The sequence below is a fragment of the Martinezella lusitana genome, from assembly GCF_010668395.1.
Classification (GTDB): Bacteria; Pseudomonadota; Alphaproteobacteria; order Rhizobiales; family Rhizobiaceae; genus Rhizobium; species Rhizobium lusitanum_A.
The window spans coordinates 455,371-482,354 of the sequence record NZ_WUEY01000005.1; the positions used below are offsets into that span (position 1 = coordinate 455,371).

The 26,984-nt window shown below is 61.6% G+C and carries 23 protein-coding genes; 14 read left to right on the top strand and 9 right to left on the bottom strand.

Features of this window, described 5'->3' with window-relative positions; translation table 11 throughout:
- The first annotated feature begins 276 nt into the window (after positions 1–276).
- The gene (locus tag GR212_RS14865; RefSeq protein WP_163987331.1) at positions 277–714 is read left to right on the top strand and encodes a metallopeptidase family protein; all 438 of its coding nucleotides are present in this window, start codon (positions 277–279) and stop codon (positions 712–714) included.
- A 68-nt stretch (positions 715–782) separates the two neighbouring features.
- Here the strand turns inward: GR212_RS14865 and GR212_RS14870 are convergent, their stop codons facing one another.
- Together GR212_RS14870 and GR212_RS14875 are read right to left on the bottom strand one after the other, a co-directional pair.
- A complete protein-coding gene (locus GR212_RS14870) occupies positions 783–989 on the bottom strand; it encodes a DUF1737 domain-containing protein (RefSeq protein ID WP_163987332.1) in 207 nt (68 codons plus the stop codon).
- Positions 990–1,010: 21 nt separating this feature from the next.
- Positions 1,011–1,952, bottom strand: a complete 942-nt coding sequence (locus GR212_RS14875) for an HpcH/HpaI aldolase/citrate lyase family protein (RefSeq protein ID WP_163987333.1) — start codon at positions 1,950–1,952, stop codon at positions 1,011–1,013.
- A gap of 111 nt (positions 1,953–2,063) precedes the next feature.
- On the opposite strand from GR212_RS14875, the gene GR212_RS14880 reads away from it, so the two are divergent.
- The 10 genes from GR212_RS14880 to GR212_RS14925 all read left to right on the top strand — a co-directional run bounded on the left by GR212_RS14880 (position 2,064) and on the right by GR212_RS14925 (position 11,281).
- A complete protein-coding gene (locus GR212_RS14880) occupies positions 2,064–2,300 on the top strand; it encodes a hypothetical protein (protein ID WP_112795815.1) in 237 nt (78 codons plus the stop codon).
- Positions 2,301–2,494: 194 nt separating this feature from the next.
- A complete protein-coding gene (gene leuD / locus GR212_RS14885) occupies positions 2,495–3,103 on the top strand; it encodes a 3-isopropylmalate dehydratase small subunit (RefSeq protein ID WP_163987334.1) in 609 nt (202 codons plus the stop codon).
- Between the two features lie 331 nt (positions 3,104–3,434).
- Entirely contained in the window at positions 3,435–4,253 is an 819-nt protein-coding gene (locus tag GR212_RS14890) for a sugar phosphate isomerase/epimerase family protein (protein WP_163987335.1), read from the top strand.
- Positions 4,254–4,592: 339 nt separating this feature from the next.
- Positions 4,593–5,705, top strand: coding sequence for a 3-isopropylmalate dehydrogenase (gene leuB, locus GR212_RS14895; protein WP_163987336.1), 1,113 nt, complete (start codon positions 4,593–4,595; stop codon positions 5,703–5,705).
- 189 nt (positions 5,706–5,894) lie between these two features.
- On the top strand, positions 5,895–6,644 hold the full coding sequence (gene lpxE, locus GR212_RS14900) for a lipid A 1-phosphatase LpxE (RefSeq protein WP_163987337.1): 750 nt from the start codon (positions 5,895–5,897) through the stop codon (positions 6,642–6,644).
- Between the two features lie 155 nt (positions 6,645–6,799).
- The gene (locus GR212_RS14905) at positions 6,800–7,054 is read left to right on the top strand and encodes an ArsR/SmtB family transcription factor (RefSeq protein ID WP_163987338.1); all 255 of its coding nucleotides are present in this window, start codon (positions 6,800–6,802) and stop codon (positions 7,052–7,054) included.
- Between the two features lie 151 nt (positions 7,055–7,205).
- Positions 7,206–7,955 (top strand): SDR family NAD(P)-dependent oxidoreductase, encoded by a 750-nt coding sequence (locus tag GR212_RS14910; protein WP_163987339.1) that lies wholly within the window; start codon positions 7,206–7,208, stop codon positions 7,953–7,955.
- A 298-nt stretch (positions 7,956–8,253) separates the two neighbouring features.
- Positions 8,254–8,763, top strand: coding sequence for a Dps family protein (locus tag GR212_RS14915; protein ID WP_163987340.1), 510 nt, complete (start codon positions 8,254–8,256; stop codon positions 8,761–8,763).
- A 375-nt stretch (positions 8,764–9,138) separates the two neighbouring features.
- Positions 9,139–10,173 (top strand): aspartate-semialdehyde dehydrogenase, encoded by a 1,035-nt coding sequence (locus GR212_RS14920; protein WP_163987341.1) that lies wholly within the window; start codon positions 9,139–9,141, stop codon positions 10,171–10,173.
- A gap of 286 nt (positions 10,174–10,459) precedes the next feature.
- A complete protein-coding gene (locus GR212_RS14925; protein WP_163987342.1) occupies positions 10,460–11,281 on the top strand; it encodes a lytic murein transglycosylase in 822 nt (273 codons plus the stop codon).
- A gap of 158 nt (positions 11,282–11,439) precedes the next feature.
- Here GR212_RS14925 and GR212_RS14930 read toward each other — a convergent pair whose 3' ends face one another.
- Positions 11,440–12,081: a carbonic anhydrase gene (locus tag GR212_RS14930; RefSeq protein WP_163987343.1), complete on the bottom strand. Its 642-nt coding sequence runs from the start codon at positions 12,079–12,081 to the stop codon at positions 11,440–11,442.
- Positions 12,082–12,158: 77 nt separating this feature from the next.
- Entirely contained in the window at positions 12,159–13,031 is an 873-nt protein-coding gene (gene pdxY / locus GR212_RS14935) for a pyridoxal kinase PdxY (protein WP_163987344.1), read from the bottom strand.
- Between the two features lie 284 nt (positions 13,032–13,315).
- Between pdxY and GR212_RS14940 the strand changes: the two genes are divergently transcribed.
- Both GR212_RS14940 and GR212_RS14945 read left to right on the top strand, forming a co-directional pair.
- Positions 13,316–18,106, top strand: a complete 4,791-nt coding sequence (locus GR212_RS14940) for an NAD-glutamate dehydrogenase (RefSeq protein ID WP_163987345.1) — start codon at positions 13,316–13,318, stop codon at positions 18,104–18,106.
- A gap of 51 nt (positions 18,107–18,157) precedes the next feature.
- Positions 18,158–19,543 (top strand): MFS transporter, encoded by a 1,386-nt coding sequence (locus GR212_RS14945; RefSeq protein WP_432444366.1) that lies wholly within the window; start codon positions 18,158–18,160, stop codon positions 19,541–19,543.
- Positions 19,544–19,745: 202 nt separating this feature from the next.
- On the opposite strand, the gene purH is transcribed toward GR212_RS14945, so the two are convergent.
- The 4 genes from purH to htpX all read right to left on the bottom strand — a co-directional run bounded on the left by purH (position 19,746) and on the right by htpX (position 25,723).
- Complete coding sequence (purH, locus tag GR212_RS14950) at positions 19,746–21,362, bottom strand: bifunctional phosphoribosylaminoimidazolecarboxamide formyltransferase/IMP cyclohydrolase (protein ID WP_163987346.1); 1,617 nt, start codon at positions 21,360–21,362, stop codon at positions 19,746–19,748.
- A 173-nt stretch (positions 21,363–21,535) separates the two neighbouring features.
- Entirely contained in the window at positions 21,536–23,182 is a 1,647-nt protein-coding gene (locus GR212_RS14955; protein WP_246725761.1) for a heparinase II/III family protein, read from the bottom strand.
- A gap of 148 nt (positions 23,183–23,330) precedes the next feature.
- Positions 23,331–24,746 (bottom strand): RsmB/NOP family class I SAM-dependent RNA methyltransferase, encoded by a 1,416-nt coding sequence (locus GR212_RS14960; protein WP_432444369.1) that lies wholly within the window; start codon positions 24,744–24,746, stop codon positions 23,331–23,333.
- On the bottom strand, positions 24,737–25,723 hold the full coding sequence (gene htpX / locus GR212_RS14965; protein WP_163987349.1) for a zinc metalloprotease HtpX: 987 nt from the start codon (positions 25,721–25,723) through the stop codon (positions 24,737–24,739). The genes GR212_RS14960 and htpX overlap by 10 nt, the downstream gene beginning before the upstream one ends.
- A gap of 110 nt (positions 25,724–25,833) precedes the next feature.
- On the opposite strand from htpX, the gene GR212_RS14970 reads away from it, so the two are divergent.
- Complete coding sequence (locus GR212_RS14970) at positions 25,834–26,052, top strand: DUF1674 domain-containing protein (RefSeq protein ID WP_163987350.1); 219 nt, start codon at positions 25,834–25,836, stop codon at positions 26,050–26,052.
- 132 nt (positions 26,053–26,184) lie between these two features.
- On the opposite strand, the gene GR212_RS14975 is transcribed toward GR212_RS14970, so the two are convergent.
- Positions 26,185–26,984, bottom strand: an 800-nt coding sequence (locus GR212_RS14975; protein ID WP_163987351.1) for an AMP-binding enzyme, incomplete at its 5' end; no start/stop codon positions are given.

A 26,984-nucleotide genomic window follows, 5' to 3' on the forward strand; every position in this document is an offset into this window, starting at 1 on the left:
ACGTTAGCTCCAGATCAATAATGTTCCTGTTATGTTCTTATGGATTCCAGAGGTCGGGAAAAGAGTCAACACCATTTTATGAGAAAATATTCCTGTGCCTGGAGTCAGGCGATTTTGAGCCCATGCGACCGAAAGTCTGAATCCGCTCTAAAATCAAACGGGTAGAGCACGATCTCGTCCGAAAACCGCTCAAATACTTTTCGGCATCATGCTCTAATCCGCTCTCGTAAAAGCGGCGCAAAGTCTCTATATGACCAGCCAAGGAAGGAAGCATTCATGGCTCGCATTGACCAGAGCGAGGATTGGCGGGATCGCCACGCGCCCTCAATCAGCACATTCGAATCTCTGGCAATGGAGGCCTACAGCCACCTGCCGGATGAATTCCGCTCGCTCACCGGCAACCTCATCATCCTCATCGAGGATTTTCCCGATGACGACGTATTCGAGGATATGGCGCTGGAAACTCCCTTCGACCTGCTCGGCCTTTTCGAGGGCCGTGGCATATCGGAACGCTTCACCGCCCAGACCGGCGACATGCCGAACAAGATCCGCCTCTATCGCCGGCCGATCATCGATTACTGGGCTGAGAACGACGAAACCTTGGGCGACATCATCACCCATGTCCTGATCCACGAGATCGGCCACCATTTCGGCCTGAGCGACGAGGACATGGAGCGCATCGAGGAAAGCGCCGAGGAAGCGACGGATCGCTGACGGCATGCCCTGACCGCAAGACGGTCAGGGAGAGGCATAAAACCTTTTATAAGGCGATTAAGCCCAGCTTATTGCTCGGAAAGCTTCATATCCGGATCGTAATCCTTGCCGGCGACTTCCTTGACGACGGCCTGGCCGCACTGCATCTGACCGCTCGCATCATTGAAGGCATAGGTCGGCGAGCCCGACAGCTCCCAGCCCTTGTTCAACGCAGCGGATACCTTGTGGCAGAAGGATGCGTCATCGGGTCCGGTGAGAAAGCGGTAGAGTTTCATCAAGACATCTTTCGTAACATATCAGCCTTCATCCTGAGCCTGTCGAAGGGCGATGGAGCGCTGCGCGATCAGGCGAGCTTTATGGACGAGTCTTTCCGCCTGGACAAGGTGCAGCCGCTCCACCATCCGCCCACCGATATTCACGACATTGAGAGCGGCGGCACCCGGCTCGGCGAAGGCGGCGATGATGGCTTCAGCCTCGGCAATGGCTGCCGCATCCGGACCGAAATGCCGGTTGGCGGCCTCGATCTGGCTCGGATGGATCAGCATCTTGCCGGAAAAGCCCATGCTGCGGCCCTGGCCGCATTCCGCTTCGAACGCCTCCGCATCCTTGAAATCGTTGAAAACGCTGTCGATGGCCTCGAGCCCATAGGCGCTGACAGCCAGTATCACCTGCATCAGCCAGGGCACGAGATAGGCCCGGCCCGGCTGCGGCAGTACCCCCGTTTCCTTTCTGAGGTCGTTGAGGCCGACGACGAGGCAATCAAGCCGGCTGCCAGACGTGCGCCCGGCCTCGGCGATCGAAGCCGCATTCAGGATACCGCGCGGCGTCTCGATCATCGCCCAGATGCGCAGGTTTTCCGGCGCATCGGCCTCGGCGAGCCTGTCGCCGACGAGCATGACATCTTGCGGCTCGTCCACCTTGGGCAGAAGCACCGCATCCGGCTCCAGCGCCAGGACCAACGCCAGATCGTCGACGCCGAAATTGGAGGAAAGCGCGTTGATGCGGATGATCCGCTCCTTGCCGGGAAGGGGCGAAGCGGCAAAGAAGGCCCGTAAATTCTCCCGCGCCTCGGCCTTCTTCTCCGGCGAAACGGAATCCTCGAGATCGAAGATGACGGCGTCGCAATCGAGGCTCGAAAGCTTGTCCAGCGCGCGTCGGTTGATAGCGGGAACGCTCAAGACCGAACGGCGCAGGCGGACGGGGCGGGAAGGGGAGGTTTGGCTTGCAGATTGGCTCATTGTGCCGTTTTGCCGCGCTTTTAATCGCCAGGCAAGTCAACAAAAAGCCATGCTCCTCTTGCAGAGGGGAAGAGAGAGGACCACATTGCCATGAGTAGAGAGGTCTCGACCATGCAGAATATCCGTTCCCTGTTCATCGCGCTTGCCGGCATCACCGTATTTGCCGCCATGGCGTTGTTTACAGTTTCGATCACGCTTGCCGTCGGCGCTATCCTGACCGTGCTCATGGCAGCCCGCGCGATTTCGCTCCGCATGAAGCCGGCACCGGTGCATGCCAAGGCGAAGACGAACGGCCAGCGCGAAATGCGCATCTGGAACGACGGTCGCGGCACGATCATCGACCTCTGAGGTCGAACACAGGCAAGGGCAGCCTGTTGCCGGCTGCCGAACGCGTTTGCCCGAGGGCTGACATGTTCCGGAAGGCAGGCTGCGGCCAAAGCGCCGTGTTTTAGAGCATTTCCAAGATTCTCCTTCATTTCGGGCCGGATTTGCTCTATTGGCAGGATAATTCGTGCTTTAGACGAGAATGAAGGCAGGACCCCATGGACAAGTTCGTGAAGTTGACCGGTGTCGCGGCACCCCTCCCGGTCGTCAATGTCGACACCGACATGATTATCCCGAAGGATTATCTGAAGACCATCAAGCGCACAGGTCTCGGCAAAGGGCTCTTCGCTGAAGCCCGTTACAACGAAGACGGCACGCCGAACGAAGAATTCGTGCTGAACAAGCCGGCCTATCAGAACGCCAAGATCCTCGTCGCCGGCGACAATTTCGGCTGCGGCTCCTCGCGCGAACACGCTCCCTGGGCGCTGCTCGACTTCGGCATCCGCTGCGTCATCTCGACCAGCTTCGCCGACATCTTCTACAACAACTGCTTCAAGAACGGCATCCTGCCGATCAAGGTCAGCCAGGAAGATCTCGACAAGCTGATGGACGATGCCTCGCGCGGCTCCAACGCCATCCTGTCGGTCGATCTGGAAAACCTCGAAATCACCGGCCCGGACGGCGGCTCGCTCAAGTTCGAACTCGACGAGTTCAAGCGCCATTGCCTGCTGAACGGCCTGGACGATATCGGCCTGACGCTGGAAAAATCCTCCGCGATCGACAACTTCGAAAAGTCGAACGCCGCGTCGCGTCCCTGGGCCGCCTGATCGGTCTTACCATTACCGCATGTTTCGAAGCCGGGCCCTACGCCCGGCTTTTTCATGCAAACATAAGGATCTCCGCTTCCCGTTTTGACGGCAGGGCCGTCGCATATGGCGCCGATCGATGCGGCATATACCTTCTCCCCTCGGGGAGAGAGATCATTCCGCACCTGCCATGCTCAAGAACTGGGGAATGCAGATCCCGGAAAACAAATCAGGCACCATCTTTCCTGTCCGCTGTAATATGATCGACAAGAAGCAGGTCCATACAAGCCTGCCGAGGCCGTTGCGGCCTCTCCTCCCGCCCTGATTCCTCTCCACGCAATGGAGCCTCTCCATGACAACTCTTCCTATTGTCGGCGCCGCCATGACGCTTGACGACGTCGAAACCCATCGCAACTGGCTGCTCGAAAAGCCGCGCGATCTGGAGCTGCAGAGCTTCGTCGAAGCCGATGTTCTGAACGGCGACTGGGCTCCGCTTGCCGAGCGTGCCCGCAAGCTGCTCGACGGCCATCAGGGCCGCCTCGGCATTCACGGCCCGTTCTGGGGCTTCGTCATCGCCTCGCAGGACCCGGATGTCCGCGCCGTCGTCACCCGGCGCCTGCTGCAGGCGCTCGATGTCTGCGCCAATATCGGCGCCACGCAGATGGTCATCCATAGCCCCTATACGTCGTGGTCCTACAACAACCTCGACAACAACAAGGGCGAGCGCGAGAAGATCATCGAATATACGCATCTGACGCTGAAAGATGCCGTCAAGCGCGCCGAGGACATCGGGCTGACGATGGTCATCGAGAATATCGAGGACAAGGATCCCCATATCCGCGTCGGTCTCGCCGACAGCTTCAACTCGCCCGCCGTCGCCGTCTCCATCGACACCGGCCATGCCCATTACGCCCATGGCTACACCGGCGCTCCGCCGGTCGACTACTACGTCCACGCCGCCGGCAACCGCCTGCAGCATATCCACCTGCAGGACGCAGACGGCTATGCCGACCGTCACTGGAGCCTCGGCGAAGGCAACATCCACTGGCGCGCCGTCTTTGCCGCCCTTGCCAAGCTCGACAGCAATCCGCGCCTGATCATCGAGATCAAGGACAAGTCGAAGATCCCGGCATCGGCCGCCTATCTCGCCTCGCTGGGTCTCACCGAGTAAAATATAAGGCAAAGCAAACCACCCGCCCTCGTCCTTCGAGGCTCCGCCTTTGGCTGCGCGCCTCAGGATGAGGGCTAATCTCCTCATCAGCATTTCAGCTCATTTCACCCCTCGCCAAAGGATAAGCGCGTCGAAGGATGAATTTGCCGGGTTATGGCGCGGTACTGTCTCCGCCCTCATGGTGAGGTGCGAAGCCCGGAGGGCGTAGCCTCGAACCACAAGGGCGGGTGAGGCTCTCAAAAGCCCGAAAACCGTACCGTTTCGGCCGCTTCCTCGCTTGAAAAGCCGCATTTGCAGGTCTAAAAACCCCGCAACTTTTTCTTTCGCGGAGGCTTTCCCATGACAGTGCGCAATCTCTTCCTCCTGCCGGGCGACGGCATCGGCCCCGAGGCCATGGGCGAAGTTCGCAAGATCATCGCCTATATGAACGAGGCCAAGAATGCCGGCTTCGTCACGGATGAAGGCCTTGTCGGCGGCTGCGCCTATGATGCGCATGGCGCCGCCATCTCCGAGGAAGACATGGGCAAGGCGCTTGCGGCCGACGCCGTGCTCTTCGGCGCTGTCGGCGGCCCGAAGTGGGACAGCGTTCCCTATGAAGTGCGCCCGGAAGCCGGCCTGCTGCGCCTGCGCAAGGACCTCCAGCTGTTCGCCAACCTACGCCCGGCCATCTGCTACCCGGCGCTGGCATCCGCCTCCTCGCTGAAGCCGGAACTGGTCGACGGCCTCGATATCCTCATCATCCGTGAGCTCACCGGCGGCGTCTATTTCGGCGAGCCGAAGGAAATCATTGACCTCGGCAACGGCCAGAAGCGCGGCATCGACACGCAGGTCTACGACACCTACGAGATCGAGCGCATCGCCGGCGTCGCCTTCGAGCTGGCGCGCACCCGCAACAATCGCGTCTGCTCGATGGAAAAGCGCAACGTCATGAAGTCGGGCGTGCTCTGGAACCAGGTCGTCACCGCGACGCACAAGGAAAAATATGCCGACGTGCAGCTCGAGCATATGCTCGCCGATGCCGGCGGCATGCAGCTCGTGCGCCAGCCGAAGCAGTTCGACGTCATCGTCACCGACAACCTGTTCGGCGACATGTTGTCCGACGTCGCCGCCATGCTCACCGGTTCGCTCGGCATGCTGCCGTCCGCTTCGCTCGGCGCGCCCGACGCCAAGACCGGCAAGCGCAAGGCGCTCTACGAGCCGGTACATGGCTCGGCGCCCGATATCGCCGGCAAGGGCATCGCCAACCCGATCGCCATGATCGCCTCCTTCGCCATGTGCCTGCGCTACTCCTTCGGCCTGGTTGCCGAAGCCGACGCGCTGGAAAAGGCGATCGCCAACGTCCTCGACAGCGGCATCCGCACCGGCGACATCATGTCGGCCGGCAGCCGCCAGGTCGGCACCGCCGAAATGGGCGACGCCATCCTTGCCGAATTCAAGGCTCTGTCCGCGTAAGCCACCTGATATATTTCACGTGAAACACAAGACCCCGCCCTGCCACGCAGCGCGGGGTTTTTGTTGATTGCCGCGGGGATGCGCCGGGAAGCCTCGAAGAGACGGTCGACGGCTGGCCGTCTTAAAAATACTGTTACAGGAGCCTGCTAGTCGTCCCCTTGATTGGAAATCGACAATGGGCGGTGGGTTATGCAGGCGATCTTGACGTCTCTCGACAGGCGTTGGCGGCGGAGCGATGCGACACTTGCGCCATGCCATTGGAAGATCTGCCTTTTCCTGACGGCCAACGTCGTTCTTCTCTCGGCCCTCCTGTTCGATTGGCCCGTCGGTGCAACCCTCAAGAGCCTCTCGCCATCCATCCGCTTTATCGGCGAAATGCTGACCGGCTTCGGCAATTCCGAGTGGATCATCGTCATCAGCGCCTTCCTCTTTTTCGAAGGATGGGCCGGCAGCAGGCTCCTCCATTCGCAACGCTGCCGCTGTCAGGCGTTGCGTATCTGCCAGATCGGCGGCTATCTTCTGACGACGGTCGTGTTTTCAGGTCTTCTCGCCAACGTTCTCAAGCGCGCCATCGGCCGCGCGCGGCCGACGCATTTTGCGGATTGGGGACCTTTCGGCTTTTCGCCCTTCAACGGCCGCGCCAGCTTCGAAAGCTTCCCCTCCGGGCACGCGACCACCATCGGCGCCCTGTTCGTGGCGCTTGCCTTCATGTTCCCCCGCTATCGCTATATCTTCGCGGCATGCGCCCTTTGGCTCGCCGTTACGCGCGTCATGGTCGGCGCCCACTATCCGAGCGACGTCATGGCCGGCCTGGCGCTTGGCGGCTGGTTTTCCTTCATGACGGCGATCGTCTATTCCCGCTATGGCCTGCTCTTCCGCATCAATGCTGCCGGCTGGCCGACACCGAGATGGCCGCTGCTGAAAGTCAGCAAGCCTTGATCCGAGCTCATCTGCGGCGATCGCAAAGGTTGCCATCGACCTCGAGCATTCATATATCTCTAAGCGTAGGTTGATCGAAGGCGGTCAACCCGATTTCGTTTCCCTTTGCGATGAAAACCATGGATACCGAGCCGATACGTTTGAGCGAAAGGCAGATGGGACTGATCTCCCGGGCCCTTGCCGAGCCGCGACGCGTCCAGATCCTGAAGGAAATCGGCACGCGAACCGAGCCTTTGCCCTGTAGCACCCTGAACGAGTGCCACGCCGTCAGTGCCGCGACGATGTCACATCACATCAAGGAACTTGAGAACGCCGGACTGATCGAGATCCAGCGCGAAGGCAAGTTCGCAAACCTCGTGCTGCGGCGCGATACGCTGAACGCCTATATGGCGGAACTTTCCAGGATCTGACGATTCCGCGTGGCCTCGGCGTCTCCTCCTCTTGTATCAATTAGATGATTATCTAAATATCAAACTGACGTTGCGGATCGGTTTTCGGGTCGCATGCGCCAAATGATTTGATGATTGTAAAACTGTCGAACAATTTCCGAAGGAAAATGACATGAGCAAACTGGCAGGAAAGGTCGCGATCGTGACCGGAGCATCCAAGGGAATCGGTGCAGGGATAGCCAAGGCGATGGGCGAGGCGGGTGCTGCCGTCGTCGTCAACTATGCCTCAAGCCGCGAAGGTGCCGACAGGGTCGTGGCGGAAATCACCGCCAAGGGCGGCAAGGCGCTCGCCGTCCACGGCGACGTTTCGAAATCCGAAGACGTCAGCCGCCTCTTCGCCGAAACCAAACAGGCATTCGGCCGCGTCGATATCCTCGTCAACAATGCCGGCGTCTATCAATTCGCGTCGATAGAGGAGTTCACCGAGGAAGAATTCCATCGTGAATTCAACATCAACGTGCTGGGTACGTTGCTGACCACGCGGGAAGCCGTCAAGTATTTCGGCCCGGAGGGCGGCAATGTGATCAACATCGGCTCCAACGCCGTCAGCATGAACCTGCCGACCGCCTCGGTCTATACGGCAACCAAGGCTGCGGTGAGCTCCATCACCCAGATTCTCGCCAAGGAGCTCGGACCGCGCAATATCCGGGTCAACAACCTGGCGCCGGGCGGCGTCGAGACCGAGGGCGTCGTTGCGGCAGGCGTCATCGGCAGCGATTTTGAGAAGCATCTCGTCTCGCAGACGCCGCTCGGCCGCCTCGGCCAGCCGACCGATATCGCCCCGATCGCCGTCTTCCTCGCGTCGCAGGAAGCCGCATGGCTGACGGGCGAAACCATCTACGCCGGAGGCGGCCTCAAGTAACGTCCCGCCAGCAAAGCCGCCCTCCTGCAAAGAGGGCGGCTCATTCGGCGGCCGTGGCGACAAGCCGGATCGATGCGTCGGCAAGCAATTGCCAAACCGCCACATTCTCCTATTTAGTAGATACGTTCGGGTTTTCCGCATAGCATCGCAGACGACATGCCCGGAAACGGCGCCCCTGCCGTGCAATTTCAAAATGCATCCTTTTTCAATGCGATCCCACGCAACAGCGAATGTCATCGAACTCCCTTCATTATCCGCCGGCGATCGCTGTCGTGAACAACAAACGGAGGACGTCTTTATGAACACCGCCAACACCAAATCGAAATTGGGGACTCGCACCAATCTCAGCGAGGAGGCGACACGCGATATTTCGGCAGCATTGAACGCGCTGCTGGCGGATGTCTTTGCTCTCTATCTCAAGACCAAGAATTTTCACTGGCACATGAGCGGGCCGCATTTCCGCGACTATCATCTGCTCCTCGACGATCAGGGCGACCAGATCTTCGCGATGACCGACCCCATGGCCGAGCGCGCCCGGAAGATCGGTGGAACGACGCTGCGGTCGATCGGCCAGATCGCCAAGCTCCAGCGCATTCCCGACAACGACGCCGAATATGTCGATCCCCAGGATATGCTTGCCGAACTGGCGGACGACAACCTCAAGCTCTCGGCCGAAATCCGCGCCGTGCATGACGTCTGCGACGAATATGGCGATATCGCCACCGCCAGCCTTCTCGAAAACTGGCTGGACGAGACCGAACGCCGCACCTGGTTCCTGTTCGAGATCACGCGCAAGACCAATCGCTGACATTCGAAACCGCGCGCCCTCGAACACGACAGGGCGAAGGCGGGTTCCAATGTTCCCGATTTCCTCGCTCCCGCAGCGATGCCGGCGAGGAAATCCTTGACTCCTGTGGAAAACGTCTTAGAACCGGCGACGGAAAAGGAAGACTTCCATGGCTCGCTTCGAACAATTCGATAGCCTCCGTAACTTGGCAGACCATGCCGGGCGGGATGTCTATTTTCCGGTTTCTTCCAAAACCAAGGCCAAAACGACGACGAAAACCGTCTGACGTCTCTGGCCTGCCGCTCTCTCCCCGGCTCGGTCGGGGACAGGAACCGGCCGTCATGGCCGCGGTTCCCCCCTCGCCAAAGAGGAGAGAAGAGAAAGAGAGCTTGAGAAATGGGTTTCAAAGTTGCAGTAGCGGGCGCGACCGGGAATGTCGGCCGCGAAATGCTCAATATCCTCGCCGAACGTGGCTTTCCGGCCGATGAGGTCGTAGCGCTTGCATCGGCCCGCTCGCAGGGAACCGAGGTTTCCTTCGGTGACCGGACGCTGAAGGTTTCCAACCTGGAAAACTACGATTTCTCCAACACCGACATCTGCCTGATGTCGGCCGGCGGTGAAGTCTCGAAGAAGTTCTCGCCGAAGATCGGCGCCCAGGGCTGCGTCGTCATCGACAACTCGTCCGCATGGCGCTACGACGCCGACGTGCCGCTGATCGTGCCGGAAGTCAATCCGGACGCCATCACGCAGTTCACCAAGCGCAACATCATCGCCAACCCGAATTGCTCGACCGCGCAGCTCGTCGTCGCGCTGAAGCCGCTGCACGACTTCGCCAAGATCAAGCGCGTCGTCGTTTCGACCTACCAGTCCGTTTCCGGCGCCGGCAAGGACGGCATGGACGAGCTGTTCAACCAGACCCGCGCCGTCTTCGTCGCCGATCCGATCGAATCGAAGAAGTTCACCAAGCGCATTGCCTTCAACGTCATTCCGCACATCGACAGCTTCATGGAAGACGGCTACACGAAGGAAGAGTGGAAGGTGCTGGCCGAAACCAAGAAGATGCTCGATCCGAAGATCAAGGTCACCTGCACGGCTGTCCGCGTCCCCGTCTTCATCGGTCATTCGGAATCGGTCAACATCGAATTCGAAAACGAGATCACGGCCGATCAGGCCCGCGACATCCTGCGCGAAGCGCCCGGCTGCCTCGTGATCGACAAGCAGGAAAACGGCGGCTACATCACGCCTTACGAATCCGCCGGCGAGGATGCGACCTATATTTCGCGCATCCGCGAAGATGCAACTGTCGAAAACGGCCTCAACATCTGGGTCGTCTCCGACAACCTGCGCAAGGGTGCAGCGCTCAACGCCATCCAGATCGCCGAACTGCTCGTCAACCGTGGCCTGATCAAGCCGCGCAAGCAGGCTGCATAAGGGTTCATAAACCAATTTACGGTTTATAAACCTTCATTAGCTATGCAGGATTGAATGGAAGCCTCGCCATTTCGAACGAAAGGCGGGGCTTTTGTAAATGTTTCGGCGCCGATGTTTCACATGAAACGAAAACATCGATTGCTAAAATGTGATGATGACAGGACTGTCGGATGCTGGCATGGTCCGGTAGCGACGAACCACGCGTGAATCCCTGGCTTGGAAGGGTTTATGCGCCATTGAAAACGGTTACCGCGTTCGCAACGCGGTAAGAATTCGGGGACATTGAATGCGCTTCACAAAGTCTGGAATGGCAGCTCTCGTGGCGGGCGGGTTGCTGCTGGGGATGCCGCTTGCGACAAATGCCGCATCCTGCGGCAACACTTCCGCCGGCTTCGAGAACTGGGTGCAGGAATTCAAGCGGGAAGCGCAGGGACAGGGCGTCAGCCCCTCCGTCCTCGACAGGGCCTTCGCCAACGTTCACTACAACCAGCCGACCATCCGCGCCGACCGCGGCCAGAAGAGCTTCAAGCTTTCCTTCGAGGAATTCATGAAGAAGCGTGGCGGCCAGACCATCATCAGTCGCGGCCGGAGCATGAAGCAGGCCAATGGGGCGCTGTTTGCCAAGATTCAGAAGCGTTTCGGCGTTCCGCCAGGCCCGATCATCGCGATCTGGGGCATGGAAACGGGCTTTGGCAGCTACATGGGCGACCAGCACACGCTTTCTGCGGTTTCGACCCTCGCTTATGACTGCCGCCGTTCCGCATTCTTCACCGAGCAGCTCTATTCCGCCCTCAAGCTCGTCGGCGAAGGCTATCTCAGCCCGTCGGCTCGCGGCGCCGCCCATGGCGAAATCGGCCAGACGCAATTCATGCCCAAGAACGTCGTCGCCTTCGGTATCGACGAAGATGGCGATGGCAGGGTCGATCTTGTGGGATCGCGCGCGGACGCGCTGGCATCGACGGCAAACTTCCTGCGTGGCCATGGCTGGCAGCCAGGCGCCGGCTATCAGCCGGGCGAGCCGAATTTCGCCGCCATCGCCGGCTGGAACGACGCAAAGGTCTATCAGCAGGCAATCGCCTATATTGGCCAGCAGATCGACGGCAAGTAATCTGGATCACAAACAAAAGGCGCTGCGACCGAAAGGTCTGCAGCGCCTTTTTGTTTGATCTGGTTTCCACCTGGAGCAACTCCAGGAAAAATGCACAGCGGTTTTCCGTCCGCAATCGCTTAAAAAGAGCGGCTGCGCGCTTCGAAAAAGCCGAAACGCTATACGTCCGGGCGGATGAAATCGCGCGTTGCCGGATCCATGATCCATAGCTCGCCGGTCGAAATATCGAACCAAGCGCCATGCAGCTGCAACTTGCCTTCTCCCTCAAGCGCCTTGATTTCCGGGAAGCTGCGCAGATTGTTCAGCGAATTGCGGATCGATATGCGCTCCAGCGCCGTCTGGCGCTCGACAGGCGTCATGATGTCATTGCTCTGGATCTGTTCGGCAGCCGGCTTCAGCAGGCCCATCCACCGACCGATGAAATCGCCCGGCGAGAGCGGCTCGGCATTGGGATCGAGCGCCGCGCGGATGCCGCCGCAACGGCCATGGCCCATGACCACGATGTCGGAGACCTTCAACGACTGCACCGCGAATTCCAGTGCCGCCGACGTCGCATGGAAATTGCCGTCCGGTTCGTAAGGCGGCACCATGTTGGCGACGTTGCGGATGACGAAGAGCTCTCCCGGGCCGGCATCGAAGATGATCTCCGGCGCCGCACGGGAGTCGCAACAGGCAATCACAAGGGTCGAGGGGCTCTGACCGCTCTCGGCCAGACTGCGATAACGTTCGCGCTCGTCCGCATAACGTCCGCTCATGAAGTTGCGATAACCGCTCAGAAGGGAGGTGGGAAAGCTGTCCATGCAGATTGAATTACAGCGCCTCGCTGCCGATGGCAACTATTGCACTGCAAAAAGCTCTGGGCGACCGACCTCGACCGCTATCTCTTCCGCTCCGCCGGATGAACGAGGTGCCGCAGCTGCACCATCGCCATCGGTGTCGACAGACTTGACGAATCCGCAGCCAGCGTCAGCTCGTCGCTGCCACGCTTGACCGCCCTTGCCAACACCTCATAGACGCTGGCCGTCGTCAATTGCAGCGCCCGCTCCTCGTCCAAGCCGGACAGCAGCCGGGACAGGAACACGGCCGACAGCAGGTCGCCAAGCCCATTTGGCGCATTTTCTATGCTGCGATGCTCGGCAAGCAACGCGTTTCGGCCGCTGAGGTAGAGGTTTCCGATGCCGCCGGCCATCATCGGCACTGCCGAGGTCACCAACATGCGCGACGGCCCGAGGGCGAGTGCCGCTTCCATGATGGCATTGTTGTCCTCGAGCGGCGCCCCGGCCAGCCAGGCAAGCTCATAGCGGTTCGGCGTCGCCAGCGACGCCAGCGGGATGAGATGGTCGCGGATCGCTTCCGCCGTCGCTTCGGGCACATAGAGGCCGCCGGCATCGCCGATCACCGGATCGCAGGCATAGAGGAGGTCGGGGTTTTTCTCCCGCAAGGCCGTCACCAGCCGGGCGACCGACCGCGCCTGTGCGGCGTTGCCGAAATATCCCGACAGCACGGCCTTGACCTCGGAGAGCCATGGCGCGGCGATGAGATCGTCGATTGCGTGGTCGAAATCCGCCTCGTTGAAGGTCAGCCGCGTCGAGCGGCCGTGACCCGGATGCCATGGCAGAACGATGGTCGGCAGCGCCCAGACGGGATGGCCAAGCGTTTCCAGCGCGAAGACGGCAGCACGATTGCCGACCGACCCTCTGACGACATGGCTGGAGATAACGATAACGGCGCCGGCCGACACTTGCGACATGATGCTTTGCTTTCAAGTTCAGGGCTTCAAACTGCAATGTCGCCGTTGATGGTCCCTTTCGCGCCATTCTGTCAACGGCACTTCACAGAGTCATGAAAACCTCTGTTGACGAACTGATTCCGCCAATTCCATCCGCTTTTCGCCAGGATCGCGCATTCCGGCAAATTTTTTAAGAAAACGAGGCAAAATCAGTCCGAAAGCAACCAAATTCGCATTCTTTTTGCCAGTTTTTTCGCTAAACCTTCTGCTACTGTGGTCAAAATTCGAAAATCGGGAGGAATTCCATGGCGCCCAAAACCAATCCGAAACGGGAAAAACAGATCGAAGCGGCACGCAAGATAGCCGCGGCGACGGGCGAGGCGCACCTCGATCCCGAAATCCTGTTCGGCCGGGCTAGCAACGACGATATGGAGCTTTACAGCCCGGAAATGCTGGCCCTTGCCGCGACGCACGCGGCCAAGGAACTGGCAGCCTGGAGCCGCACGTCTCCGCGCGTCAGCATCGAGCAGGTCGCCAACATCGAGCCTGATGGCGTTGCCGTTTCGATCCTTTCGATCACCGACCACAACATGCCCTTCCTGTACGAATCGATCATGGGCGAGGTGACCAGCAGCTATCGCGACCTCTACATGGCCGTGCACCCGATCCTGGTCATCGAAGACGGCAAGCAGCCAAGCCTCTATTCCGCCGACCACCCGAGCGATCCTGCCCACCGCGTCAGCCATATCCAGCTTCATCTCTCGCCTTTGACAGCGGCGCAGGCGACGGATCTGGCCAAGCGAATACAGGCCGTGCTCGATCAGACGCATCTCACCGTTTCCGACTGGAAACCGATGCTGTCGCGCCTCGATACCGTCATTTCAGAGCTTTCCACCTACGAGGCCGCCGGCCGCCGCAAGAACGATCGCGACGAAGCGCTCGCCTTCCTTGCCTGGCTGCGCGACGGCAATTTCACCTTCCTCGGCATGCGCGAATACGTCTATTCCGGCAAGGGCGCCAACGCCAAGGTCGAGCGTGATCGCGGCACCGGCCTCGGTATCCTCTCCAATCCGGATGTCCGCGTGCTGCGCCAGGGCAGGGATGCCGTCACCACGACGCCGGAAATCCTCGCCTTCCTCGATGGCCCGGATTTCCTGATCGTCACCAAGGCCAACGTCAAGTCGATCGTCCATCGCCGCGCCTATATGGATTATGTCGGCGTCAAGCGCTTCGACACGGATGGCAACGTCACCGGCGAACTGCGCATCGTCGGCCTCTTCACCTCCACCGCCTATACCAGTGCCGCCGCCGAGGTTCCGCTGCTGCGCTCGAAGGTGCAGAAGGTCAAGGATCATTTCGGCTTCGATCCGACCAGCCACTCCGGCCGCATGCTCGACAATACGCTGGAATCCTATCCCCGCGACGACCTCTTCCAGATCGACACCTCGCTGCTGGCAAGCTTTGCCGAACAGATCAACGATTTGACCGACCGGCCGCGCGTGCGCGCCCTGCCGCGCATCGACCATTTCGACCGCTTCGTCTCCGTCATCGTCTATGTCCCGCGCGAGGAATACGACTCCGTCGTCCGCGAGAAGATCGGCAACTACCTGAAGACCGTCTATGACGGCCGCGTCTCCGCCTATTATCCGGCCTTCCCGGAAGGCGGCGTTGCCCGCGTGCACTTCATCATCGGCCGCAGCGCCGACAAGACGCCGAATGTTCCCCAGGCCAAGCTGGAAGAGGCCATCCGCGCCATCACCGCCCGCTGGGACGAACGCTTCGTCACGCTGGCCGGCCCGAAGGCGCCAAGCATCTCCGTCAGCCAGGCTTTTCAGGAAGCCTTTTCGCCGGAAGACGCTTTCGCCGATCTCGCCGACATGACCGCGACCGCCGGGGCGGAACCGATCCGCATCGGCTTCTATGTCCGCAAGGACGAGGCAGGCGACATCCTTTCGCTGAAGATCTTCCATGGACAAGGCAATCTGGCGCTATCGCGCCGCGTGCCACTGCTCGAAAATCTCGGCTTCAACGTCATCAGCGAACGCACCTTCGATATCTATGTCACCGCCAGGGACGGCTCGACCGGCCATGTCGTGCTTCACGACATGGAGCTCGAGGCTCGCAACGGCCTGACGATCGATCTTGCCCGCCATGGCGCGGCACTTGAAGAAGCCTTCCTCGCCGCCTTCGGCGGCACGATCGACAACGACGCCTTCAACAGGCTGATCGTCTCTGCCGATCTCTCCGCCCGCGAAACCAACGTATTGCGCGCCTATTCCCGCTATCTGCGCCAGGCGGGCATTGCCTATTCGCAGGATTATATCTCGTCGACGCTGGACAAATATCCGCACATTGCCGGCTCGCTCTTCCGCCTGTTCCACGACACGCTCGATCCCAAGCTCAGCGACAAGAACCGCACGAAAAAGCTCTCCGAGCTGCATGCCGCCATCGAAACCGAGCTCGCCGACGTTCCGAGCCTCGACGACGACCGCATTCTGCGCCGCTATGTCAACGCCATCGACGCGACGCTGCGCACCAACTACTTCCAGAAGAACGCCGACGGCACGCCGAAGGCGATGCTTGCCTTCAAGCTTGATCCGAAGCTTCTCGACGGCTTGCCCGAGCCGCGGCCCTTCCGCGAAATCTTCGTCTACGGCGTCGAAGTGGAGGGCGTGCATCTGCGCTTCGGCAAGGTGGCGCGCGGCGGCCTGCGCTGGTCCGACCGTGCCGAGGACTATCGCACCGAAGTGCTCGGCCTCGTAAAGGCGCAGCAGGTCAAGAACGCCGTCATCGTGCCCGTCGGCGCCAAGGGCGGCTTCTATCCGAAGAAGCTCCCCGTCGGCGGCAGCCGCGACGAGATCTTCAATGCCGGCCGCGAGGCCTACAAGACCTATATCCGCACGCTGCTGTCGATCACCGACAACATCTCCGGCGCCGATATCATTCCGCCCGCCGATACCGTGCGGCTCGATGGCGACGACCCTTATTTCGTCGTCGCCGCCGACAAGGGCACCGCCACCTTCTCCGATACCGCCAACGCATTGGCGCAGGAAGCCGGCTTCTGGCTGGACGACGCTTTCGCCTCCGGCGGCTCGGCCGGCTACGACCACAAGAAGATGGGCATCACCGCCCGCGGCGCCTGGGAAACCGTGAAGCGCCACTTCCGCGAAATGGACATCGACATCCAGACGACGCCCTTCAGCGTCGTCGGCGTCGGCGACATGTCGGGCGATGTCTTCGGCAACGGCATGCTGCTGTCACCCAAGATTCGCCTCGTGGCTGCCTTCGACCACCGCGACATCGTCATCGATCCCGATCCGAACATGGAAAAGACGCTTGCCGAACGCCAGCGCCTGTTCGACCTGCCTCGCTCAAGCTGGCAGGATTTCAACAAATCCGTTCTGTCGAAAGGCGCGATGGTCATTTCCCGCTCGGCAAAGTCGGTCACGCTGACGCCGGAAGCGGTTGCCGCCATCGGCATCGACAAATCGGTCGCCACGCCCTTCGAGATCATGACGGCGATCCTCAGGGCGCCGGTGGACCTGCTGTGGTTCGGCGGCATCGGCACCTATGTCAAGGCACCGGCCGAAACGGATTCGGAGGTCGGCGATCGCGCCAACGACCCGATCCGCATTTCGGCTGAGGAGGTTCGCGCCAAGGTGATCGGCGAGGGCGCCAATCTCGGCGTCACCCAGAAGGGCCGCATCGCCTATGGCCTCAAGGGCGGGCGCTGCAACTCCGACGCCATCGACAACTCCGCCGGCGTCAACACCTCGGACGTCGAAGTCAACATCAAGATCGCGCTTGCCAACGCCATGCATGACGATCGCCTGACGCGCGCCAAGCGCGACACGCTGCTTGCCTCCATGACCGACGAAGTCGCAGTCCTCGTATTGCGCAACAACTACCTGCAATCCCTGGCGATCTCGCTGACGGAGCGCAAGGGCACCGGCAACGGCCTGGAACTCAGCCGCTTCATGAGCGTGCTGGAAGCGGCCAAGCAGCTCAACCGCAAGGTTGAAACCCTGCCTGACGACCAGACCTTCGCCGAGCGTTACGCCAACGGCCGCCCGCTCACCCGCGCCGAAATCGGCATACTGCTCTCCTATGCCAAGATCGTCCTCTTCGACGCGCTTGTCGCGAGCGACCTGCCTGACGATCCCTACTTCGCTGCCACGCTCAGCCGCTATTTCCCGGCCAAGATGCAGCGCTCGAACGCCGTCGATATCGAAACCCATCGGCTGCGCCGCGAGATCATCGGCACGGCGCTTGCCAATGAAGCGATCAACCGTGGCGGCCCCGGATTTGCGGTCAGCATGATGGACGCGACGGCCGCATCGGCTGCCGAAGTGGTCAAGGCGGCCGTGATCGCCCGCGACGGCTTCGATCTCGACCGGCTCTGGAACGAAACCGACGCGCTGGATGGCAAGGTCGGCGGCCAGATGCAGAACCGCGTCTACGGCGAGATTACCGAAGTCTATACCGTACTGACGCGGCTCCTGTTGAAGACGGGCGCGGTCAAAGGTGGCATCGAGGAAACCGTTAGCCGGCTTCGCTCGGCCCTCAAGAAGCTGCGGCCTGTCTTCCTCAGCCATATCCCGGCCGATTTCGCAGCCGAGATCGCCGCCCGCGAGGCGGAATACCAGGCCGCCGGCCTGCCGGAAAAACTGGCTTCGGAGATCGCCACCATCTACGCGCTCGTCCTCGTGCCGGAGATCATGCAGATCGCCGAGCGCACGGGCGATACGCTGAACCGGGCGGCGGAAAGCTACTTCACCGTCTCGCAGACCTTCCGCGTCGGCCGCCTGCTGCTGGCCGGCAGCAGGATCGTCACCGGCGACCACTACGAGAGCCTCGCCCTGGCGCGCAGCCTCGACCAGATCGCCGGCGCGCGCCGCGATATCGTCATCTCCGCGCTGTCCAACCACCCGAAGGACAAACAGCCGGTTCAGGCGTGGCATGCGGAAGACCGCATCCGCATCAATCGCATCGCCGAGGAGCTCGGCGGCCTCAGTGAAAGCGGCGATCCGAATCTCGCCCGCATCACCGTCGCCGCAGGCCTGCTCAGCGATCTTGCGAACGGCCGGGCAAGGTGACACAGTCCGCCCCGACCCGGCAAAGGCCAGGGGAATCAGGGGCTGGATCTGGTGGTGACTGACATTGACAATGACGTGCCGGCAAAAGTGCCGGCACGAGGCATCTGGGGCTGGATGTTCTTCGACTGGGCGGCGCAACCGTTCTTCACCGTCGTCACCACCTTCATTTTCGGCCCCTATTTCGTCGCACGGCTGACGGCAGATCCCGTCTCCGCCCAGACGACTTGGAGCAACATGGCGACGATCTCCTCGGTGATCATCGCCATCCTCTCCCCGGTGCTCGGCTCGATCGCCGATCAATCCGGCGCCCGCAAGCCATGGATCGCCTTCTTCGCCGTTATCAAGATCGCCAGCCTCTTCTGCCTCTGGGGCGCGGCACCGGGATCGCCGGTCATCTATCCGGTGATCTTCATGATCCTCGCGTCGATCTCCGCCGAGTTCTCGATCGTCTTCAACGATTCGATGATGCCGAGACTGGTGGGCAAGGACGATGTCGGCAGGCTGTCGAACACCGCCTGGGGGCTCGGCTATCTCGGCGGCATGATCGTCCTCATCACCGTCGTGGCGCTGCTCGCCGGCAATCCGCAGACCGGCAGGACCATCCTCGGCCTGACGCCGCTCTTCGGCCTCGACGCGACGCTCGGCGAGGATGCGCGCATCACCGGGCCGATTTCCGCCGTCTGGTACTTCCTCTTCATTCTGCCGATGTTCCTCTTCACGCCCGATGCCGCGCGCGGCCTGCCGCTGCGCGCCGCAGTTCGCTCCGGCCTGCGTGAACTCTCGTCGACCCTGCGAGAGCTGAAGCGCCGGCGTGGCATCAGCTTCTTCCTCATCGCCCGCATGATCTATCAGGATGGCGTCAACGGACTGCTGATCCTTGGCGGCACCTTCGCAGCCGGCATGTTCGGCTGGGCGACGATCGAGATCGGCATTTATGGCATCATCCTCAATGTCATCGCCATTTTCGGCTGCTTTGCCGCCGGCTATGTCGACCGCTGGCTAGGCTCGAAAACGACTGTCGTCATCAGCCTGACACTGCTGCTGGTCGCCACTTTCGGTATTATCTCCACAGGCCCCGGCTTCACGCTCTTCGGCCTGGTTCCGCTCTCGACGGCCAGTTCCGGCGGCCTGTTCGGCACGGCGGCGGAAAAGGCCTATATCGGCTATGGCCTGCTGATCGGCATCGCTTTCGGGCCGGTGCAGGCCTCCTCGCGCTCCTATCTCGCCCGCAGCGTCAGCCTCTCGGAAGCGGGACGCTACTTCGGCATCTATGCACTGTCAGGCCGCGCCACCAGCTTCATGGCGACGCTGTTCTTCTCGCTGGTGACCTATTGGAGCGGCTCAGCCCGCCTCGGCATGGCGACGCTCGTCATCTTCCTTGCCGGCGGCCTGCTGCTTCTGCTGCCCACACCTTATCCGGCCGACAAGACGAGGTAGGGATATCTCCTTATCTTAATAGGGATATGCTCATCTCCTTCTCCCCAGCGGGGAGAAGGTGCCCAAAGAGGGCGGATGAGGGGGTCGCGCCGCGCATTCGGACCAACCTATATCGTTGCGAACGATATGCAGACTCCCGGTAATGCCCCCTCACCCGGCGCTGTTGCGCCACCCTCTCCCCGATGGGGCGAGGGCAAAGTCATCAATGGCGGAAATGGCGGATGCCGGTGAAGACCATCGCGACATTGTGCTCGTTCGCAGCGTCGATGACTTCCTGGTCGCGCATGGAGCCGCCCGGCTGGATGACGGCTGTGGCGCCGGCGGCAATCGCCGACAGCAGGCCGTCGGCAAACGGCAGGAAGGCTTCGGAGGCAACGGCGGAACCGCGCGTCAGCGGCTCGGCAAGCCCCATGGCCTTGGCGGCTTCCTCGGCCTTGATGGCAGCGATGCGAGCGGAATCGACGCGACTCATCTGGCCCGCGCCGATGCCGGCCGTCTGGCCATCCTTGGCGTAGACGACGGCGTTCGACTTCACATGCTTGGCGACGCGGAAGGCGAACTTCATGTCCTCCAGCTCCTGTGCCGTCGGCGCGCGCTTGGTGACGACCTTGAGCTCCATGTCTTCGACCAGTGCGTTGTCGCGGTTCTGCACCAGCAGGCCGCCGGAGACGGTCTTGGCGGTCAGGCCGGGCGCGCGCGGATCGGGCAGGGCGCCGACCGAGAGCAGGCGGAGGTTCGGCTTGCGGGCGATGATTGCCTTGGCTTCCTCGCTGACCTCGGGCGCGATGATGACCTCGGTGAAGAGCTTGACGATCTCCTCCGCCGTTGCCGCGTCGAGCAGGCTGTTGAGCGCGATGATGCCGCCGAAGGCCGAGGTAGAATCGCAGGCAAGAGCGCGCTTGTAGGCTTCCACGAGGCTCGGGCCGGTGGCGACGCCACAGGGATTGGCATGCTTGATGATCGCGCAGGCCGGCCCCTTTTCCGGCAGGAACTCGGCAACGAGCTCATAGGCCGCGTCGGTGTCGTTGATGTTGTTGTAGGAAAGCTGCTTGCCCTGCAGCAGCGTCGCCGTGGAAACGCCGGGGCGGTTCTCGCCTGTCACGTAGAAGGCGGCCTTCTGGTGCGGGTTTTCGCCGTAGCGCATTTCCTCGCGCAGAACCCCGCCGATGACGCGGTGGCGCGGCGTGGCGATATCGAGCGCCTCGGCAAACCAGTTGGAGATCATCGCGTCATAGGCGGCGGTGCGGGCGAAAGCCTTGGCGGCCATGCGCTGACGGAAGGCATAGGCCGTCTGGCCGGCATCGGCGGAAAGCTGCTCCAGCAGTTCCGGATAGTCGGCGGGATCGGTCAGGATCGACACATAGGCGTGGTTCTTCGCCGAAGCGCGGATCATCGCCGGGCCGCCGATGTCGATGTTTTCGACCGTCGTCGGATAATCGCCGCCTGCCTTGCGGACGTCCTCGAAGGGATAGAGATTGATGACGACGAGATCGATGCCCTCGATGCCGTGCTCCTTCATCGCAGCCTGGTGCTCGGCATCGTCACGGATGGCGAGCAGGCCGCCATGCACCTTCGGATGCAGCGTCTTGACGCGACCGTCCATGATCTCCGGAAAATTCGTCACCTCCGACACGTCGGTCACGGCAAGGCCGGCCGCGGCGATCGTCTTGTGCGTGCCGCCGGTCGACAGGAGGCGCACACCCTGCGCGCTGAGGGCGCGTGCCAGCTCGACGATGCCGGTCTTATCGGAAACGGACAGAAGCGCGGTCTTCACCTTCACTTTGTCAGGAGCAGGGATTTTCTTGGAAACGACGGCCATGGGCTTTCTCCGATCTAGAGCAATTCCAGGACAGGTATACGGCGGTTTTCCGTCCGGAATTGCGCGATAACAAAAAACAGAGCGCACCCGCTCTGGCATGAGGAGACGAGATGTCCGGCGGAAATGGCGCGGGACGATAATGCCGCCCCGTTAGCATAGCTGACGCGCTTAGCCTATGGCCGATAGGATAAAAACCAGCGGATTTCCGGCTTTTCGGTGATCCGGAAAACGATCTCGAGCTGATCGGAAGAGCGCATGCCCGAGGGATCGGCAAAGAATATATCTTCCGCCACCAGCACCTCGTTGCCCGGCGAGGAGAACACCCAGGTCTCCCCATCCGGCGCGATCAGCAGCGCGGCGTCCGTCTCGGTCTGCAGCAGGCTGATGGAGGGGTGGATGTGAAAGCGCGCGGAGGCGACGCCTTCGCCTCTGGGTGGCTGCTTCCTGCCTTCCGGTACCAAAAACCGGTCGCGGCCGGCGACGATCGTGCCGCTGGCGTTGAGGCTCAGCTCGCGCTCGTGGACATAGCCGAAGGCAGGGAGATAGCCGTCATGGGCCGCGCGGACATAATCCCGCCCGTCCTCGGTCTCGGCACGCTCCACGATAATCTTCTTCACCCCGCCGACCATGATCGGCCCCAGCGATTTCGCCTTGGAAAACTGACAGGACGACGTGTCGTTGAGCGTAACGGTCGAATGCGCCGCGGTCGCCCGCGCGGCCTGGATGAAGCGATCGCCCGCGAACTCGGGCGAGCCGGAATTGATGATGAAGCGCGTTTTGCCCGACGACATCTCGAAGGAGAGGCAGCCCGCATGCGCCGTGCGGCTGAGATCGGTGGACGCGGCAGCCCCGACATCCATGATGACGACGGCCTGGCCGGCCGCCAGCCGGTGATATCGGGTGTGCGGCAGCGCCTTGAATGCCTGTCCCGCAGTCTCGTCATAGCGCAGCACCGACATGAGCTCGTTGGCAAGCGTCGACGTCGCGCCGTTGAACAGCGCCAGGTCGCCGTCCTGATGGCGGAAGAAGCGCAGCGCCGGATACATGCGGTCAATGCCGGGAATGAGCCGCACCGGCACGTCATGGCCGAGATTGACGTAGGTCTGGCGCAGCGGCAGCAGATCGAGCAGCAGCTCCAGCGATGCGCGCGGATTGCGGGAGATATGGCCGCCATCCTGCAGGATCTGCCGGTCGATCTCGCGGTCGAGCGCCTGGCCGGCCCGCTTCAGCGTCAACGCGCTGCTCGGCATGGCGACCGACGACATGGCAAGCGCGATGCGCACGCGGAACCGGGTGATGCCGTCGGGTGCCGATGCCGCCATCCGCCGCAGAAAACGCACATGAAAGACGAGCATCCGCATGAAGCGGCGATAGAATCCGCTGTCCGTGCCATGCAGGAGCACCGGCGAATGCGACAGCAGCGCGATCAGCCGTTGCGCCGCTATGTCAGGCGACCAGGCGAGACCGTGCAGCCGGCGGCCGTGAACCGCAATCCAGTCGGTGAGGATCGCGCGCGCCATGGCCGAAGCCTGGTCGCTCTTTTCCGCCCGCAAATGCCGCAGCCAGCGAAAGTTATGCAGCTTGGCGGCAAAGGCCAGCGACGGCAATTCCAGCGAAAAGGGCGATGCCCCCTGCGTTTCCAGAACACGTCCGGCAAGCAGGATGCGCCCGTTCAGAAGCTCTTCGACGAAAAAGGGATCGACGCTGCGCAGATCGGTCGGCGCCACGATCAGGCGTTCCGGCACACGCAACGTGTGGCGGGTGAGACGCAATCGCGTCAACGCCGCGCGGCGCGACATCCGCCGCCATGCTTCCCGCATGTATGAACTCACTAAACCCTGCCGCAGATCTGCATATTTGCTTCTGCTTACTCTCATTATCCGTGGTTAAAAAGAGGTTACAAATATACCAATTAAGGACATGTTTGCAGGTTTTTAACCGTTCGATGCGTGAGAAACCCGGATGCCGCTAACGCGCACGCCGAAGTACGACGGCAAAAAAGCCGTCGAGCCCTGAGGCAAAGCCATCGGAAAGCGGCAGCATGTCCGGCGTGGTGCGGAAGGCGCCAAGCGGCGAAATCGCCGCTTCCAGGCCCGGCCAATCGGCCGCTGCGATCGGAACGCGTTCGGCATTGTCCGTATCGGCGAGCAGGCGCGCGACCAGATCCTCACCCTCTTCGGGATCGAGCGAACAGTTGGAAAACACCACCAGGCCATCCGGCTTGACCAGCGTCAGGGCATGACGAAGCAGGCGCTCCTGCAGGCCGGCAAGCTTGGCGATATCCTCCGGCCCCTTGGTCCACAGCACGTCGGGATGACGGCGCGTCGTTCCCGTCGAGGAGCAGGGGGCATCGAGAAGGGCAGCATCGAAGAGTTCCTCGGGCCGATACTTGCTCATATCGGCCACGACGGTCTCTGCCTCCAGACCGAGGCGCGCGAGATTGGTGGATAGTCTTTTCAGTCGATTGGCGGATTGGTCGAGCGCCGTGACCTTGCCGCCGGCGAGGACGAGCTGCGCCGTCTTGCCGCCGGGCGCGGCGCAGAGATCGACCACCCGCTTGCCGGCAAGCGAGCCGAACAATTTCGCCGGGATGCTCGCGGCCGCATCCTGCACCCACCACTCGCCGTCATCGAAGCCTTCAAGCGAGGGAATCGATCCTTCGAAGGAGGCAAGCCGCACGCCACCGGTCGGCAGAACAACGCCATTGAGGCGCTTCGCCCACCCATCGGTATCGGATTTTACCGTGAGATCGATCGCGGCCGGCTCCAATTGCGTGTCCGAAATTTTGATCGCCGTCTCCGCGCCATAGGCGGATTCCAGCCGGGAAAGAAACCAGGCCGGCATGGCGGGCACACCCGCGACCTGCTCCAGAACTGCCTGCTTCTCACGGCCGATACGTCGCAGAATGGCGTTGACCAGCTTGGCAAAGCGGCGGTTGCGGGGATCGCGGTTGGCCTGCTCGACGGCGAGGTCGACGGCGGAATGATCCGGCACATCGAGGTAGAGTATCTGCGCGGCACCAACGACAAGAACATGATGCAGCGCCCGAGCGCCTTCGGGCAAAGGCGAATCGAGCAGCGACGATATCGCCGCCTCGATGCGCGGCAAGTGCCGAAGCGCGCTGTTGAGGATGGCGCGCACCAGCGCCCGGTCGCTTTCGCTCAGCGCCCTATAGGCAGGGTTGCCGCCTTCCGCATCCAGCATGCCGTCGAGCGGCGTCTTGCGATCGATGACCGCGGCCAGGATCTTCGTCGCGGCGGCGCGCGCCGCAAAACCGGGCTTGGAAGACGCCGAATCATGCCGCCGAGGCTCGGCCGGCCCTTTGCCCGATCGTCTTCCATCCTTGTTGAACGTTTTGTTTTTATTGTCAGAACTCAAGACCAGGGTCCCTTCGGCGGTTGCGAACCACCGCGACCCGTATTCGGCACGGAGCGCGATTTTCGCTCCGGATTAGCAGTCAAGACCGGTCCCGTCGAGCCAAAGCCCGAAGATGGGGCTGCAGACGAGGCACTGCCGCCGCCGTAACGGGCCATTTCATGCAGCGCGGCGATACGATTTTCCGTGTTCGGATGGGTGGAAAACAGGTTGTCCATGCGCTCGCCCGAGAGCGGATTGATGATGAACATGTGCGCCGTCGCCGGATGGCCTTCGGCCTCCTCATTCGGAATATGCGCGGCGCCACGGGCAATCTTGCCGAGTGCGGAGGCGAGCGACAGCGGATTGCCGCAAATCTCGGCGCCGCGACGGTCGGCTGAATATTCGCGCGTGCGGCTGATCGCCATCTGCACCAGCATTGCAGCCAGAGGGGCGACGATCATCGCCAGCAGAACGCCGATCATGCCGAGCGGATTGTTGTTGTCGCGGCGGCCGCCGAAGAAGAAGGCGAAATTGCCGAGCATGGAAATGGCGCCGGCAAGCGTCGCCGTGATCGTCATGGTCAGCGTGTCGCGGTTCTGCACATGCGCAAGCTCATGCGCCATCACGCCGGCCACTTCGTCCGGTGTCAGCGCGTGCAGAAGACCGGTGGAAGCGGCAACGGCGGCGTTTTCCGGATTGCGGCCGGTGGCGAAGGCATTCGGCTGCGGGCTGTCGTAGAGGTAGACCTTCGGCATCGGCAGGCCGGCATTGCGGGCGAGATCGCGGACGATCCGGTAGAATTCCGGCGCGCTGCGCTCGTCCACCTCCTGCGCATTGTAGGTGGAGAGCACCATGCGGTCGGAATTCCAGTAGGAAAAGAAATTCATGCCCGCGGCGACGACAAATGCGATCAACATGCCGGATTGACCGCCGATCAGATAGCCGACGCCCATGAACAGGGCAGTCATGAAGGCAAGCAGCATGGCGGTACGCATGAGATTCATCGACGGGTCTCCAACTCATCTGTCGTCCAAACCTTTTTCTTTGCGGCCGGACGCACTATGATTTGGCTATTCCTCCCTTCATTTCAATATTTCGGAGGTCGTGCGAGACCATGCAAACCGCAGATAACGACAATAAAATCGACACCGAAGCCGGCGATACCGCGCGCAAGCCGCTCTCGCCCGCAGCCAAGCGCGCGCTGGCCGAAGCCGAGGAGCGCCGCCAGGCGCAGGCTCAAGCCGAGCTTCCCCCCGAAATCGGCGGCCGCGGCGGCGCCGACCCCGCCCGCTTCGGCGACTGGGAGATCAATGGCCGGGCGATCGATTTTTAGGATTTAACTAACGGCTGAGGTATCTGATGCCAAACGCATCTTGGATGCACAGTCCAGAAGAAGTGATAAGCGCTCGAACTTCCGAAGTTCATTTGAAAAGGCGCCGTACCGATCGTACGGCGCCTTGAAACATCAGGCCGCATCCGCCTTGTTCTGCCGGTTGGCGATCAGATCATCCACCACGGCCGGATCGGCGAGCGTCGAGGTATCGCCAAGCGCGCCGAAATCGTCCTCGGCGATCTTGCGCAGGATACGGCGCATGATCTTGCCCGAGCGGGTTTTCGGCAGGCCGGGGGTGAACTGGATCTTGTCCGGCGAGGCGATCGGGCCGATTTCGGTCCGCACATGCTTCACCAGCTCCTGACGCAGCGCATCCGAGCCTTCGAGGCCGACCATCAGCGTCACGTAGCAATAGATGCCCTGACCCTTGATCGAGTGCGGATAGCCGACCACGGCCGCTTCCGACACATGCTTGTGCGACACCAGCGCCGATTCCACTTCCGCCGTGCCCAAGCGATGGCCCGAAACGTTGAGAACATCGTCGACGCGGCCGGTGATCCAGTAATAGCCGTCCTCGTCGCGACGGCAGCCGTCACCGGTGAAATACTTGCCCTTGTAGGTGGAGAAGTATGTCTGGATGAAGCGCTCGTGGTCGCCGTAGACCGTGCGCATCTGGCCGGGCCAGCTGTCGGCGATCACCAGATTGCCGTCGGCGGCACCTTCCAGCAGGTTACCCTCGTTGTCGACCAGCTGCGGCTGCACGCCGAAGAAGGGCAGGGTGGCGGAGCCGGGCTTGAGATCGGTGGCGCCGGGAAGCGGCGTGATCATGTGGCCGCCGGTTTCCGTCTGCCACCAGGTATCGACGATCGGGCAGCGGCTGTCGCCGACCACCTTGTAGTACCATTCCCAGGCTTCCGGATTGATGGGTTCGC

Bases quoted from the DNA above. Each gene is read 5' to 3' on its own strand.
- leuB (WP_163987336.1), top strand. From the start codon at position 4,593: ATGACAGTGCGCAATCTCTTCCTCCTGCCGGGCGACGGCATCGGCCCC.
- htpX (WP_163987349.1), bottom strand. From the start codon at position 25,723: ATGAATCTCATGCGTACCGCCATGCTGCTTGCCTTCATGACTGCCCTG.
- GR212_RS14870 (WP_163987332.1), bottom strand. From the start codon at position 989: ATGAAACTCTACCGCTTTCTCACCGGACCCGATGACGCATCCTTCTGC.
- GR212_RS14905 (WP_163987338.1), top strand. From the start codon at position 6,800: ATGGGACTGATCTCCCGGGCCCTTGCCGAGCCGCGACGCGTCCAGATC.
- GR212_RS14970 (WP_163987350.1), top strand. From the start codon at position 25,834: ATGCAAACCGCAGATAACGACAATAAAATCGACACCGAAGCCGGCGAT.
- pdxY (WP_163987344.1), bottom strand. From the start codon at position 13,031: ATGTCGCAAGTGTCGGCCGGCGCCGTTATCGTTATCTCCAGCCATGTC.
- GR212_RS14865 (WP_163987331.1), top strand. From the start codon at position 277: ATGGCTCGCATTGACCAGAGCGAGGATTGGCGGGATCGCCACGCGCCC.
- lpxE (WP_163987337.1), top strand. From the start codon at position 5,895: ATGCAGGCGATCTTGACGTCTCTCGACAGGCGTTGGCGGCGGAGCGAT.
- GR212_RS14910 (WP_163987339.1), top strand. From the start codon at position 7,206: ATGAGCAAACTGGCAGGAAAGGTCGCGATCGTGACCGGAGCATCCAAG.
- GR212_RS14930 (WP_163987343.1), bottom strand. From the start codon at position 12,081: ATGGACAGCTTTCCCACCTCCCTTCTGAGCGGTTATCGCAACTTCATG.
- GR212_RS14880 (WP_112795815.1), top strand. From the start codon at position 2,064: ATGCAGAATATCCGTTCCCTGTTCATCGCGCTTGCCGGCATCACCGTA.
- GR212_RS14955 (WP_246725761.1), bottom strand. From the start codon at position 23,182: ATGCGGGAAGCATGGCGGCGGATGTCGCGCCGCGCGGCGTTGACGCGA.
- GR212_RS14940 (WP_163987345.1), top strand. From the start codon at position 13,316: ATGGCGCCCAAAACCAATCCGAAACGGGAAAAACAGATCGAAGCGGCA.
- GR212_RS14890 (WP_163987335.1), top strand. From the start codon at position 3,435: ATGACAACTCTTCCTATTGTCGGCGCCGCCATGACGCTTGACGACGTC.
- GR212_RS14915 (WP_163987340.1), top strand. From the start codon at position 8,254: ATGAACACCGCCAACACCAAATCGAAATTGGGGACTCGCACCAATCTC.
- purH (WP_163987346.1), bottom strand. From the start codon at position 21,362: ATGGCCGTCGTTTCCAAGAAAATCCCTGCTCCTGACAAAGTGAAGGTG.
- GR212_RS14925 (WP_163987342.1), top strand. From the start codon at position 10,460: ATGCGCTTCACAAAGTCTGGAATGGCAGCTCTCGTGGCGGGCGGGTTG.
- GR212_RS14920 (WP_163987341.1), top strand. From the start codon at position 9,139: ATGGGTTTCAAAGTTGCAGTAGCGGGCGCGACCGGGAATGTCGGCCGC.
- leuD (WP_163987334.1), top strand. From the start codon at position 2,495: ATGGACAAGTTCGTGAAGTTGACCGGTGTCGCGGCACCCCTCCCGGTC.
- GR212_RS14875 (WP_163987333.1), bottom strand. From the start codon at position 1,952: ATGAGCCAATCTGCAAGCCAAACCTCCCCTTCCCGCCCCGTCCGCCTG.